The following is a 12,194-nucleotide window of genomic DNA, read 5'->3' as shown; positions in this document are numbered from 1 at the left end:
CCGGTGATCGGGTGAACGGCAGACCCGGTGAGCGGCAGACCTGGTGAACGGCGGTCCCCTCCGCGGGCCGGTCGCCTACCCGGTCCGTCTCAGGCGGAGAGCCTCTTCGAGGCGGTGATGCTCACCTGGTAGACGCCGACGCCCATGGCCAGGATCACGAGGAGGACGCGCAGGGCCTCGACGACCCCGATGAGCCGATAGCCGTTCGCCTCGACCCCGCCGAGATCGCTGTCCATCCCCAGGGACACCAGGACGATCGCCATGATGATCGTGACCACCCAGTAGGCGATGATGGAGACGGGGATCATCGCGGCGACCACGATCCCGCCGACCCGAGCGCGGCCGCGGGCCATCACCGCGACGATGATGCCGACCACGATCATCGCGAGGCTGACCACGACGTTCGCGAGGTACAGCACGATGGCGACCAGCCCGGTGCCGAGGGCGACAGTGCTCATCTCCCCGCCGGAGTCCTGGGCGGCGAGGCTATCTGCCCCGAAGTAGGTGGTCAGGGCGATGCCGAGTCGGACCACCATGAGCAGCATCAGGCCGATGGTCAGCAGCGTGCCCAGGAGCTTGACGCGCCTCCAGTTCACGCCATCGCCGGATCCTGGCTGCGGGCCGGGATAGCTGGTGGAACCCGGGTAGGCGCCCATCACGGGCCTCTGGTCCCACGGCGTCTGCTGCGCCGGGGTGGGCTGTCCCCACGGGGGCTGGGGTGCGGCCTGCTGCGGAGCGCTCCACTGCGGATGCTGCTGCGGCGATGGCGACGACTGCGGCGCAGGGAAGGGTGGCACGTTCTGCCCCCACTGGCCCTGCGGGTTCTGCTAGCCCTGTTGACCCCACTGGCCCTGTTGACCCCACTGGCCCTGTTGACCCCACTGGCCTTGTTGGCCCTGCTGGCCCCACTGGCCCTGCGGGTTCTGCTGACCGTGGCCCGGTCCGTACCCCTGCGACATGGTGCTCCCTCGCCCAGCGTCGATGCGACGCCACGGCGACGTCGCCTCGAGAATATCGGGCACCGCCCGGGCCGGGCCAGGGCGATGCACCGTGCCCGCACCCGCACCCGCACCCGCACCCGGGCCCGCGCCCTGCGGCTCAGGCGGTCAGGCGCCCTGCTTCACGCCGCGCCGCACCATGAGCCCGCCGACGATGAGCGCCGCGAAGACGATCAGCGAGCGGATGACCTCGACGATCGCGTAGATGATCGCCACGACCCCGATGGTGGAGTAGTCGGCCATGTTGTAGATCACGGCGACATAGATGCCGTAGCCGATCCCGTACAGGACCACGGACAGCACGAGCGTCGCCGCGATGATGATCGCGCCGGTGCGGGCGCGGCCGGAGGACTTCACCGCCACGAAGATCGCGAGGACCAGCAGGCCGAGCGTGACGACGCCGTTCAGGAGCAGGAGGAGGAGCCCCAGGAGCGCGCCGCCGCCCGCGACGGCCATTCCGCCGTCGACCGCGCCGCCCGAGGACATCGCCCCGGAGACGAAGCCCGCCCCGAAGCCCACGGCCCCGCGGATCACGCGCACCACGATCACGACGATCACCGCGATCATCGTCCACTGGGCGACCTTGGCGAGGGTCGGGTCCACCCCGGTTCCGGTCGCGGAGGCAGATCCCGTGACGCCCGGGTGCTGCGTGGCGCCCGGGTGCTGCTGCGCCCCGGGGTACTGCGGGGCGCCGGGGTATTGCGACGCGCCGGGGTACTGCTGCGCGCCGGGGGTCTGGGGCGTCCCGGGGTAGGAGGTCAGGTCCGGGGACGGGTTCCACTGCGGCTCCTGGGCGGGCTGCTGTGCCGCCGCGGGCGAAGCCTGGCCCCACTGCGGCTCCGGGGCGGGCTGCTGCGGCTGCTGCCCGTACGGGTCGCCGGGGGACCCCTGCCCCCACTGCGGCTGCTGGGCGTCGTCCGGTCCGTACCCCTGAGTCATGCGTCTCCCTGCGTCGTTATCCAGGGGACGCCGCACAGCGCCCCGGACCACCGTAGCGGCCCGGGGCGGTCCCTCCCGTCACAGGGAGGTTGCGATGATGCCGCGCGCAGCGGCCGGTCTCATGCGGAGCGGGTGCCCAGACGGAACGCGAACGTCTCCTCGCGCGCGGAGAGCACGTACTGCGGCAGCGGGATCGGACCGCACGCCGCCGAGCCCACGCCCTGCAGCGCCGACGAGAGCGTCACCCAGGTGCGGCCGTCCGGACGCAGCGCCCCGTCGTGCGAGCGCGCATCGAGCTCGGCGGTGGACCAAGGGCGCACCGCCAGTCCCAGCCCGGCCGGAGCCTGCAGCTCGAGACCATCGGCCGTGCCGCCGCTGAGCAGCGCCCGGACCACGTCCGCCCGATTGCCGTTCTCCTGCGGGAACACGTAGGGCACCTGGAAGTCCGCGAGGGTGGAGGACCAGGTCGCGAAGGTGGTGCCGCCGCCGGTGTCCGGGTAGGACTCGTGCGGGCCGTACCCGGTGTACTCCACCTGATCGGGGGCCGACGGCAGGGCGAAGGTCCAGCCGATGCGCGGCAGCGGCAGGTCCTCGGGCCAGATCGCCGACGGGGACACCGTCACCTCGACGTCGACCCCGCCCCCGGCCCCGACCCCGTCACTGCCGGAGCCCCCGGGGCCGCCCGCATCCGCGCTCCAGCGCTCGGTGACGTCCGCTCCCAGCGCCGAGCCGTCCAGGCCCAGCCGGCTGCGCACCACCAGGGTCGCGCCGTCGGCCGTGATCTCGACCAGACGGCGCCGGGCGACGTCCAGCCCGATCCGCTTCCAGCGGGCCTCGAGCGGGTAGTGGGTGCGGGCGCGCTCGTTGTCCACCGGCGCGCGGTACAGGTCCACCCCCGCGTGCTCGATCTCCAGCTCGCCGAGGCCCACGAGGCGGCCCAGGTCGTCGAAGCGGGCCGGGCCCAGGGCCCAGCTGCCGTCCTCGTTCTGCTCCGGAGCGAGCGGGGTTCCGGCCGACGCGGTGACCGCGGCGCGGCGACGCTCGGCATCCACGTGGTCCGCGGCGACGATCAGGTGACCGGCGGGGACGGGGCCCTGCGCCTCCCGGGTGGTCAGCCGCACCGTGGTGCTCGGGCCGTCGTGCGTCGGGAGCGCCACGTCGAGTGCCTCGCCCGCAGCGATTGCGGGCAGCTCGAGCTCCTGCCAGCTCGCCTGGGCGTCCAGCGACACCTCGGCGCGCAGGTGGGCGAGAGAGGAGAAGGCGTAGCGGTTGGTGATCCGCACGCCGCCGGGGGAGACCACGAGGCCCACGGGGGAGTAGTGGTGCTTCGCATCGAGCAGCGCGGGCGAGGGGGTGCGGTCCGGGAGCACGAGCCCGTCGGCCACGAAGTTCCCGTCGTGCAGGCGCTCGCCGAAGTCGCCGCCGTAGCCGTAGATGCGGTTGCCCTCGGCGTCGGTGGTCTCCAGGCCGTGGTCGATCCACTCCCAGATGAAGCCGCCGTGCAGGGCGGGATACTTCTCCGTGAGCTCCATGTACTCCTTCAGGGAGCCGGCGCCGTTGCCCATCGCATGGGCGTACTCGATCCACAGGAACGGCTTGGACAGCGCCGGCGGATTCGCGAAGTGGCCCTCCGGCACGTCGAGCGCGAAGCTGCGCAGCATGCGCGTGAGCTTGTCCTGGTACTCGGGGGAGAGGTCCCGGCGGCCGATCTGCTCGGACTCGTCGACCGTGGAGTACATCAGCGAGAACACGTCCACGTACTCCGCGGCGTAGTCCTGCTCGTAGATCACGGGGCGGGTGTCATCGGTGGCGCGCACGCGGGCGACCATCGCCTCGGTGACCGGACCGCTCGCGGCCTCGTTGCCGATGGACCACATGATGATCGAGGCGTGGTTGCGGTCGCGGCGCACGAAACGCTCCGAGCGCTCCACGAGCGACTCCTCGAACAGCGGGTTCTGCGCCGGTCCCTCGGCCGCACCGGAGCCGTCCTCGCCCCACGTGGAATCGGCGTGGAAGCCGTGGGTCTCGAAGTCGCCCTCGCAGATCACGTACAGCCCCGCCTCATCGCACACCTCGAGGAACCGCTGGTGGGGCGGGTAGTGGGAGGTGCGCACGGCATTGAGGTTGTGCTGCTTCATGAGCGCGACGTCGAGGTCCTGGTTCGCCAGCTGCTGGGTGCGGCCCACCACCGGATCCGCCTCGTGGCGGTTCACGCCGCGGAACACGATGCGCTCGCCGTTGACGCGGAAGATCTCGCCGTCCACCTCGACGCGGCGGAAGCCGAGGCGCAGGGTCACGGTCTCGGAGTCGGTGCGCACGGTGACGTCGTAGAGATACGGGTCCTCGGCGGACCACGGCCGCACCTCGCCCACCTCGAGGGCGTCGGCGCCGGTGGGGGAGGCGAGCTCCAGGCCCGGGACCTCGAGAGTGGCGGGCAGCTCCGCGCCGTCGGCACCATAGGCGGTCGCGCGCAGGGTGCCGGTGCGGGTCGCGGGGTCGAAGTCCGCGACGGTCACGAGGTCGTGGATGCCGCCCGTGGGGCGCAGCAGCAGGTCCACGCTGCGGAAGATGCCCGAGGCCCACCACATGTCCTGGTCCTCGACGTAGGTGTTCACCGACCACTGCACCACGCGCACGTCGAGCCGGTGCTCGCCCGGGGCCGCGAGCGCCTCGGTGACGTCGAACTCCTGGGTGAGGCGGGAGCCGGCCGTCACGCCGATCTCGATGCCGTCGATCCAGATCTTCGCCGCCGAGTCCACACCCTGGAAGCGCAGCAGCACGCGGGCGCCGCCGGTGAGATCCCTGGCCCAGTCCTCGGGCACGGTCACGGTGCGCGAGTAGTGCCCGGTGGGGTTCTCGTCCGGCACGTGGGGGACGTCGCGCGGGATCGGGTAGATGACGTTGGTGTACTGCGGGGCGCCGTAGCCCTGCAGCTGCCAGAGCCCGGGCACCTCGATCTCGGCGCTCTCGCCGAGGTCGGAGCCGTCAGCCCGGGTCCCGTAGCGGAAGTCCCAGGTGCCGTCGAGGCTGAGCTCGCGGGCATCGGAGTGCAAATGGGCGCGGCCGCGCAGGCGGTTGCGGCCCGCGGGGAGCTCCTCCCACCAGCGGTCGGTCGGATCTGCGAGCGGCAGCGGCGTGCTCATCGGTGAGGTTCCTCCTGAAGTCTGGGCGGGACGTCCGGACACGTTTCGTGAACGTTCCCGTACCCCAGGTTACTCGGAGCGCGGAGCGGCTGTCGGTGCGTCCCCGGCAGGGTGCTCCTTCGAGAGCGCACGAGGCGTTGCACTGGTGTCGGTGGGCCCTGCTTGCTACGGTGTGCTACACGATGCCATGCGGTATCCGATCGCTAGAGAACGCCATGAATCGAGGGGCCATCTCCACGATCCCGCACCGCGAACTGCGCAACCACAGCGCCGAGATACTGCGTCGGGTCGAAGCCGGGGAGACCATCTCGATCACGAACAATGGCCGGCCGGTCGCTCGACTCGTGCCGTACTCCAGCTCGCCGCTCGACGCGCTGCGGGAAGCAGGCAGGGTGAGCGCCGCACGGCATGTCGATCTGACCGCGATCCCGGCGGCGCGCGGCGTCAGCAGCCGCGAGATCCTGGACGATCTGCGAGGCGAGGAATGATCGTCTACCTCGACACCTCGGCCGTGCTGAAGATCCTGATCGATGAGCCGGGCACGCAGGCGATGCGAGAGTCGTTCGAGGGGTGGCAGGCGAAGGGGGACGACGTCGTCTCCTCGTATCTTCTGCACACCGAGCTACACAGCGCCGCCCGGCGACGAGGGTTCGTCGAGCCGCAGGTCATCGATGAGCTCCTCGCCGGCATCGGACTGATCGATCTCGACCGTTCGCTGCTCCTCGCCGCCTCCCGGATCCCGCACCCCCTGCGCAGCGCGGACGCCATCCACTACGCCACCGCGCTCTCGATCGATGCGGAAGTGCTGGTCACCTACGACACCGAGCTCGTGGACGCTGCTCACGGCGGCCCCCTCGCGCCCCTCAGCCCGGGGACCTGATCGGAGCCCTGCTGCTGCCTCGGTGAGGTGCTCAGCAGCCATCCGGCGGCGCTCGCCACGGGACGATCGCTGAGGGCCGCCGACCCGCGTCCCCCGCGCCGGTAGACTCCCTTCTCGTGACCACGACCGAGCCGAACCGGTGGACCGACCGCCGCAGCGACGCTGTCTCCGCGCGCAAAGAGGCCTACGAGCAGCTGCGCCGGGCAAGCACCTGGCGCCTGCTCGCGGCGACCAAGGCTCCCGCCGTGCTGGCGATCCTGCAGTCCGTGTTCCCGGCCGGGGACCGTCGGCTGGCGCGCAGCGAGCTCATCGCCCGCGTCGGCGCGCATCTCGCTCTGCTGCATGACGAGGATCCGGCCGCAGCCTCGGAGGCCGACGGCGTCGAGCAGGCGGGCGCCGCCGGCGCTGCGGAGCCCGACGCCGAGGAGCGCAGCGGCCGCAGCGCCGCGGAGTATGTCGACGGCTGGGTGCGCGAGGGCTACCTCACCCGCCGTGACGACCCGCAGCACACCGAGACCACCTTCGAGCCGTCCCCCGCGACGATCGACGCGATCCAGTTCATCTCCTCCCTCGAGGAGCACCGGCCCACCACCACGCAGTCCCGCCTGCAGCTCGTGGTCCAGCAGTTCGAGCGCCTCGCCCAGGAGACGGAGACCGACCGCGACGTGCGCCTGGCGGATCTGCAGCGCCGCCGCGAGGGCATCGAGGCCGAGATCCGGAACCTCGCCGAGGGTGAGCTCATGCTCCCCAGCGCCGAGGCCTCCACCGACCGCCTGCGCGACATCCTGCAGATCGCCGCCGAGCTCTCCGGCGACTTCCTCCAGTACCGCGAGGACCTGCGCGCCGTGGACCTCCACCTGCGTGAGCAGATCCTCTCCCCGGAGTCCTCCCGCGGCGAGATCCTCGAGCAGCTGCTCGCCGGGGACGACCTGCTGGGCCAGTCCACCGTGGGCCGCACCTTCACCGCGTTCTTCCGGATGCTCAACGACCCGGTCCAGACCCGCACCACGCAGGAGCTCGTGGACCGGCTCCTCGAGCGCGACTTCTCCCGCACCCTCCAGCGCAGCGAGCGCGAGAAGCTGGCCAACGTGTTCAGCGACCTCTATGAGCCCGCGCAGGAGGTGCTCGACGTCAAGACCGAGCTGTATCGCTCGCTGGCACGCTTCGTGCGCTCCCAGGACTTCCGCCAGCACCGCGTGCTGCTCGAGGCCCTGCAGGAGGCGCAGGGAGTGGCCCTCTCCCAGAAGGACGACGTCCCCACGCGCACCCCGTTCCCGCTTGAGCTGGATCTCTCCCGCGTGCAGCTGTCCTCCGTGGCCCAGCACCGGCTGAAGGATCCCACCGACCCCGGCGCCCCCGCCGAGGCCGAGGTGCACGATGCCACGTCGCTGAGCATCGAGGTGCTGCAGGATCTGGTGCGCACCAACGACATCGACATCGTGGGACTGACCGGTTCGGTCAACGAGGTGCGCGGGGTCAGCGGCCAGGCCTCGATCGGGGACGTGCTGCGGGCGAAGCCCGCCGATCAGGGGCTCGCCAGCGTCATCGGGCTGATGTTCCTAGCCACGAACTATGCGCAGGAGCGCGAGGGCTCCACGGAGATCGTCGGCTGGCAGGAGCTGGACGGCAACGAGTATGCCGCCCGGGTCCCGTCGTTCTACTTCCTGGACGACGTGCCCGTGGAGTGAGTCGCCCCGCGGCGTGACGTGCCGGTGGAGGGACGTCCCGGGGGAGCGACGTGCCGGTGAAGTGACGCGGCGTCTCACTCGGCGGTCGGCGCCGTCTCCCGGTGCGACCGGAGCGAATGGGCGAGGGCGACGAAGAGCAGTGCGCACCCCACATGGATCCAGAACACCGTCACCAGAGCGTGTTCCAGGTGCTCCTGCTCGGGTCCGGCGAGTGTCCAGAACAGGCCGCCGAGCAGTGCCACCCCGAGCGTCAGCCCGAGCTGCTGGACGGTGGCGAACAGGCCGCTGCTCACCCCGGCCGCCCACTGCGGTGCGCGCGAGAGCACCGTCTTCAGCACGGGACCGAACATGAGTGCCTGCGCGACGCCCAAGGGGATCAGCGCCCATTGCAGCGAGGCGATGTCATGGTGGCCCGTGCTGATCAGCACCGCGATCGCCGCGAGGATCACCGCCTGGGCGAGTCCGGCTGATGCCATGGTGAGCTCGCCGGCGGCCGGGATCAGCCGGGGCAGCGCCAGGGACGCGGCGATGAACGCGATGCCGAACCCGAGCACCAGCAGCGCCGGGCCCAGCGGGCCCATGGCGTAGCGGTGCTGGGCGAAGGCCGAGAGCTCGTAGAGGAAGGCCCCGTAGGTCATGAAGAACAGCAGCGTCATGAGCAGCCCGCGGCGCACCGGCGTCAGCCGCAGCACCGACGGCGGCACCACCGGTATCGTGCCTCGCCGTTCGGAGCGACGCTGAAGCGCCCAGAACGCGGCGAGCAGCGCCACCCCGACCAGCAGCGAGACGACGGTCCAGGACGGCCAGCCGAGCGAGCGGCCGATCGTCAGCGGCACCACGATCAGCAACAGGCTCGCGCCGAGCACGGAGGCGCCGATCGCATCGAGGGAGAGCGGGGCCGACGAGCGCGTGCGCGGCACGGTGCGAAGCCCGGCGACCGCGGTCAGGGCGATGAGCCCTGTGAGGATCTGCACGGCGCGCCACCCCAGGTGCTCCGGCAGCGCGTGGGCGACCGTCCCGGCCACGATCTGCCCCACCACCGTGCTCGCTCCGCTGACCGCGACGAACAGCATGAGGCCTCGAGTGCGGGCCGTGCCCGAGGAGGCGGACTGGATCGTCGCGAGCACCTGAGGAGTGAGCAGGCCTGCCGTGACGCCGAGCAGGACGCGCAGCGCGACGGTGGACGTCAGGTCCGGGACGAAAGCAGTGGCGACGCTGATCACGCCCACGCCGAGACCACCGATCAGGAGCAGGCGGCGTCGGCCCCAGCGATCGCCGAGCCGACCGGCGATGACCAGGGTCGCGGCGAAGGCAGTGGTGTAGGCGGCGAGCACGAGCTGCTGCCCGGCGGCGTCGGCACTGAGATCCCGGCCGATCGCATCGGCCAGCACGTTCACCGAGCCGAAGGTGAAGTTCACCGGGGCATAGGCGACCAGCAGCACACCCAGCCCCCAGGCGGTGAGCGACGATGTCCGCGGGGGAGCGACCGAGCTCGTCGGAGCAGGAGGGTCTGCTCGGCCCGGTGGCACTGGAGCGGGAGGAGCGGTGAGGGTTTCGCAGGACATGGATACACGGTCCCTGCGTGCGGATCCTGGAACCAGGAGCCTGCTCATACTGGTACCAGCACCACCTGGCAGGAACGGGCGCGACGTCGCACACTGGAGGGATGGAGAGCTCCGCCGAACGACGCAAGCAGCTGGGCGCCTTCCTCCGGGCGCGCCGCGAGAAGGTCACACCCGAGCAGGTGGGCCTGCCGCCGCTGGGTCGTCGCCGCACGCCGGGGCTGCGACGCGAGGAGGTCGCGCAGCTCTCAGGCATCGGCACCACCTGGTACACCTGGCTCGAGCAGGGGCGAGCGACGGGCGTCTCCGACCAGGTGCTCGAGGCCGTCGCCCGCGTGCTGCGGATGACCGACGCCGAGCGGCACCACCTGTTAGTGCTCGCCGATCGCGCCCCCGCCAAGCTCGGCCCGCTTTCGGCACTTCGCCCTGAGCACACCGCCCTGCTCGAGCAGCTGCTGCCCTTCCCGGCCGCGGTGCAGACCGATGCCTATGAGATCGTCGCCTCGAACCGGGCCTACCGATTCCTCTTCAGCGACCTCGATGCGCTGCCGGTCCAGGACCGCAACTGCGCCTGGCTGATGTTCACCGATCCCGTCTGGCGGGGCAGCCTGCCGAACGAGGATCTCGTGCTGCCCGAGATCGTCGCCCGGCTCCGTGCCCATCGGGCCGAGCATCGGGGCGATCCGCGATGGGACGAGCTCGTCGACCGCCTGCTTGCGCACTCCGCGGACTTCCGGGAGCTCTGGGAGGCGTACGAGGTGGCCGACGACCGACCGCACCTGCGCGAGTACGACTCCCCGCACGCCGGTCATCTGACCGTGCACTTCCAGAGCCTCTGGCTCGATCCGGACCGGGGATCCCGGCTCATCGTGATGGTCCCGGCCGACGAGGTGTCGCGGGAGCGGCTGGAGCGCTACTCCGCCCTGATCGAGGCCGCGCCGAGCTGGACCGCCCGGGACGACGGCGAAGCCTCTCGGGCCAGCTGAACCGACCGACCCGGGGCATGGAGTCGTTCAGGCGTGCAGGTCAGGGGGCGGGGTCGTCGTCCAGCTGCGCCAGGGGAGCCGCCGTCGCGCGGCGCAGCTCCGTCAGGTCCGCTCCGAACTCCGCCATCCGGCAGCCATGCCCATTGGGCTTCACGGTGATGCCCTCGGTCTCCCAGTACGGGAGCGCCCGGGCGAGCAGCGGATGGTCGCCCGAGGCGTTGGTGACGCGCCACCATGGCACGTCCGACCCCCAGGTGCGCATGATCCGGCCCACCAGGCGCGGTCCGACGCCGACGATCGCCCCCACCTCGCCGTAGGCGGCGACCCTCCCCGCGGGGATCGCCTCGACCACGCGCAGCACCCGCTCGACGGTGACGTCGTCCATACGGGTACGGGGGAGGCCTGGGGTCATGCGCCACAGTCTCGCACTGTGCCAGGCAGGGAGTCGGCGTCGTCGGCCGCCATGAACCGCCTTACGGGTTCACCTTATGGCGCTCATTAGCTAGCGTGTGCCCCATGATCCTCACCGGCCTCCTCATCGGCGCCGCGCTCGGCTACGTGCTGCAGCGGTCCCGCTTCTGCGTCACCGGCGCCTTCCGCGACATCTACCTCTCCCGCTCCACCCGCTACTTCACCCCGTTCATGCTGGCGATCGCCATCCAGGCCGTGGGCGTCGCCGCGCTCACCAGCGCCGGCGTGCTCGCCCCCGAGGCTGCGCCCTTCGCCCCGCTCGCCGTGATCGGCGGCGGGCTGATCTTCGGCGTGGGCATCATCCTTGCCGGGGGCTGCGCCACCGGCACCTACTACCGGGCGGGCGAGGGCCTGATCGGCTCATGGGTGGCCCTGGTCTTCTACGCCCTGTTCGCCGCCGTCATGAAGTTCGGGCCGCTCGGCGGATTCACCGAGGCCGCCCGTGCCCGGACCGTCGGCCAGGCCACCATCCAGGAGACCCTCGGCGTGAGCGTCTGGGTGCCCACGGTCATCTTCTCCGGCCTCGTCACCGCGCTGGTGGTGTGGCAGGTGCGCCGCAATGCCGCCCGCACCGGCGGCCGCAGCTCGATCGCCCTGCCCGCCCGTCGTACGGGCTTGGGCCACTACCTCGCCGACATCCCCTGGAGCCCCTGGGTGGGCGGCGTGCTGCTGGGCCTGATCGCCATCATCGCCTGGGTGGCCTCCACCGCGGCCGGCCGCAACGGCGGCCTCGGCATCACCACCCCGTCGGCGAAGATCGTCACCTTCCTGACCACGGGCGACGTAACCCTCGTGGACTGGTCCGTGATGCTCGTGCTCGGCATCCTGCTGGGCTCGGTCCTCGCGGCGAAGCTCTCCGGGGAGTTCCGCTGGCGCGTTCCGGACGCCGGGACCATCCTGCGCAGCGCCGGCGGCGGTGTCGCCATGGGCGTGGGTGCCGCGCTCGCCGGCGGCTGCACCATCGGCAACTCCCTCGTGGAGACGAGCCTGTTCAGCTACCAGGGCTGGGTGTCGCTCGTCGCGATCATGCTCGGCACCTGGGGCGCCGCCTGGGTGGTGCTGGTGCGGCCGCAGAAGACCGCCGCCTCGCGCCCCGCCCCGGTGCTCACCCCGGCCGCGTGACCCCGGGACCGCTGATCCTCATCAGCCGGCCACCACCTGCACGACGTCGAACCAGAACACAGAACCCACTCCGACAGAACCCACTCCGACAGAACCCGCTCCCCAGGAGGACCCCCATGGCTGCCTACACGCTCGAGACCAACGGCGCCGTCTGCCCCTTCCCGCTGATCGATGCGAAGACCGCGATGGAGCAGCTGACCACCGGTGACGACCTGATCATCGGCTTCGACTGCACCCAGGCCACCGACTCGCTCCCGCAGTGGGCCACGGAGGCGGGCCACGAGGTCGTCGCCTTCGACCGCGTCGGTGACGCCGGATGGACGATCACGGTGCGCAAGGGCGCCTGACCCAGGAAGCCCTCGACACAGACGGCGGCCCGGGAACCTGATCAGGTTCCCGGGCCGC

11 protein-coding genes are annotated in these 12,194 nt (G+C 71.5%); 6 read left to right on the top strand and 5 right to left on the bottom strand.

Annotated elements, in window-relative coordinates; all coding sequences use genetic code 11:
* Window positions 1-89: 89 nt before the first annotated feature.
* The 3 genes from ACT3UL_RS16800 to ACT3UL_RS16790 form a co-directional block, all read right to left on the bottom strand.
* Window positions 90-596 (bottom strand): hypothetical protein, encoded by a 507-nt coding sequence (locus ACT3UL_RS16800; protein WP_444579519.1) that lies wholly within the window; start codon window positions 594-596, stop codon window positions 90-92.
* A gap of 510 nt (window positions 597-1,106) precedes the next feature.
* A complete protein-coding gene (locus tag ACT3UL_RS16795) occupies window positions 1,107-1,937 on the bottom strand; it encodes a hypothetical protein (protein WP_444579518.1) in 831 nt (276 codons plus the stop codon).
* A 119-nt stretch (window positions 1,938-2,056) separates the two neighbouring features.
* Entirely contained in the window at window positions 2,057-5,080 is a 3,024-nt protein-coding gene (locus ACT3UL_RS16790; RefSeq protein WP_444579517.1) for a glycoside hydrolase family 2 TIM barrel-domain containing protein, read from the bottom strand.
* 215 nt (window positions 5,081-5,295) lie between these two features.
* On the opposite strand from ACT3UL_RS16790, the gene ACT3UL_RS16785 reads away from it, so the two are divergent.
* The 3 genes from ACT3UL_RS16785 (at window position 5,296) to ACT3UL_RS16775 (ending at window position 7,648) form a co-directional block, all read left to right on the top strand.
* Window positions 5,296-5,568 (top strand): type II toxin-antitoxin system Phd/YefM family antitoxin, encoded by a 273-nt coding sequence (locus ACT3UL_RS16785; protein WP_444579516.1) that lies wholly within the window; start codon window positions 5,296-5,298, stop codon window positions 5,566-5,568.
* Complete coding sequence (locus tag ACT3UL_RS16780; protein ID WP_444579515.1) at window positions 5,565-5,960, top strand: type II toxin-antitoxin system VapC family toxin; 396 nt, start codon at window positions 5,565-5,567, stop codon at window positions 5,958-5,960. The genes ACT3UL_RS16785 and ACT3UL_RS16780 overlap by 4 nt, the downstream gene beginning before the upstream one ends.
* Before the next feature lie 116 nt (window positions 5,961-6,076).
* A complete protein-coding gene (locus ACT3UL_RS16775) occupies window positions 6,077-7,648 on the top strand; it encodes a DUF3375 domain-containing protein (RefSeq protein WP_443344936.1) in 1,572 nt (523 codons plus the stop codon).
* Between the two features lie 74 nt (window positions 7,649-7,722).
* Here ACT3UL_RS16775 and ACT3UL_RS16770 read toward each other — a convergent pair whose 3' ends face one another.
* Window positions 7,723-9,213 (bottom strand): MFS transporter, encoded by a 1,491-nt coding sequence (locus ACT3UL_RS16770; protein ID WP_444579514.1) that lies wholly within the window; start codon window positions 9,211-9,213, stop codon window positions 7,723-7,725.
* A gap of 101 nt (window positions 9,214-9,314) precedes the next feature.
* Here ACT3UL_RS16770 and ACT3UL_RS16765 point away from each other — a divergent pair, with 101 nt between their 5' ends.
* On the top strand, window positions 9,315-10,196 hold the full coding sequence (locus tag ACT3UL_RS16765) for a helix-turn-helix transcriptional regulator (RefSeq protein WP_444579513.1): 882 nt from the start codon (window positions 9,315-9,317) through the stop codon (window positions 10,194-10,196).
* Between the two features lie 40 nt (window positions 10,197-10,236).
* Here the strand turns inward: ACT3UL_RS16765 and ACT3UL_RS16760 are convergent, their stop codons facing one another.
* Window positions 10,237-10,608 carry an MGMT family protein gene (locus ACT3UL_RS16760; RefSeq protein ID WP_404801951.1) on the bottom strand — a complete coding sequence of 124 codons (372 nt, stop codon included), beginning with the start codon at window positions 10,606-10,608 and terminating at the stop codon, window positions 10,237-10,239.
* Between the two features lie 104 nt (window positions 10,609-10,712).
* Here ACT3UL_RS16760 and ACT3UL_RS16755 point away from each other — a divergent pair, with 104 nt between their 5' ends.
* Window positions 10,713-11,789 (top strand): YeeE/YedE family protein, encoded by a 1,077-nt coding sequence (locus ACT3UL_RS16755; RefSeq protein WP_444579512.1) that lies wholly within the window; start codon window positions 10,713-10,715, stop codon window positions 11,787-11,789.
* A gap of 116 nt (window positions 11,790-11,905) precedes the next feature.
* Window positions 11,906-12,136 (top strand): sulfurtransferase TusA family protein, encoded by a 231-nt coding sequence (locus ACT3UL_RS16750; RefSeq protein ID WP_343921982.1) that lies wholly within the window; start codon window positions 11,906-11,908, stop codon window positions 12,134-12,136.
* The last annotated feature ends 58 nt before the right edge of the window (window positions 12,137-12,194 follow it).

This window comes from Brachybacterium sp. 107 (assembly GCF_052379725.1).
Classification (GTDB): Bacteria; Actinomycetota; Actinomycetes; order Actinomycetales; family Dermabacteraceae; genus Brachybacterium.
Note: the sequence above shows the minus strand (reverse complement) of the source record. Positions and strands in the feature narration are given on the sequence as shown.

Excerpts from the sequence above, each read along its gene's own strand:
- ACT3UL_RS16795 (WP_444579518.1), bottom strand. The coding sequence starts at position 1,937 with ATGACTCAGGGGTACGGACCGGACGACGCCCAGCAGCCGCAGTGGGGG.
- ACT3UL_RS16790 (WP_444579517.1), bottom strand. The coding sequence starts at position 5,080 with ATGAGCACGCCGCTGCCGCTCGCAGATCCGACCGACCGCTGGTGGGAG.
- ACT3UL_RS16785 (WP_444579516.1), top strand. The coding sequence starts at position 5,296 with ATGAATCGAGGGGCCATCTCCACGATCCCGCACCGCGAACTGCGCAAC.
- ACT3UL_RS16780 (WP_444579515.1), top strand. The coding sequence starts at position 5,565 with ATGATCGTCTACCTCGACACCTCGGCCGTGCTGAAGATCCTGATCGAT.
- ACT3UL_RS16770 (WP_444579514.1), bottom strand. The coding sequence starts at position 9,213 with ATGTCCTGCGAAACCCTCACCGCTCCTCCCGCTCCAGTGCCACCGGGC.
- ACT3UL_RS16765 (WP_444579513.1), top strand. The coding sequence starts at position 9,315 with ATGGAGAGCTCCGCCGAACGACGCAAGCAGCTGGGCGCCTTCCTCCGG.
- ACT3UL_RS16760 (WP_404801951.1), bottom strand. The coding sequence starts at position 10,608 with ATGACCCCAGGCCTCCCCCGTACCCGTATGGACGACGTCACCGTCGAG.
- ACT3UL_RS16755 (WP_444579512.1), top strand. The coding sequence starts at position 10,713 with ATGATCCTCACCGGCCTCCTCATCGGCGCCGCGCTCGGCTACGTGCTG.
- ACT3UL_RS16750 (WP_343921982.1), top strand. The coding sequence starts at position 11,906 with ATGGCTGCCTACACGCTCGAGACCAACGGCGCCGTCTGCCCCTTCCCG.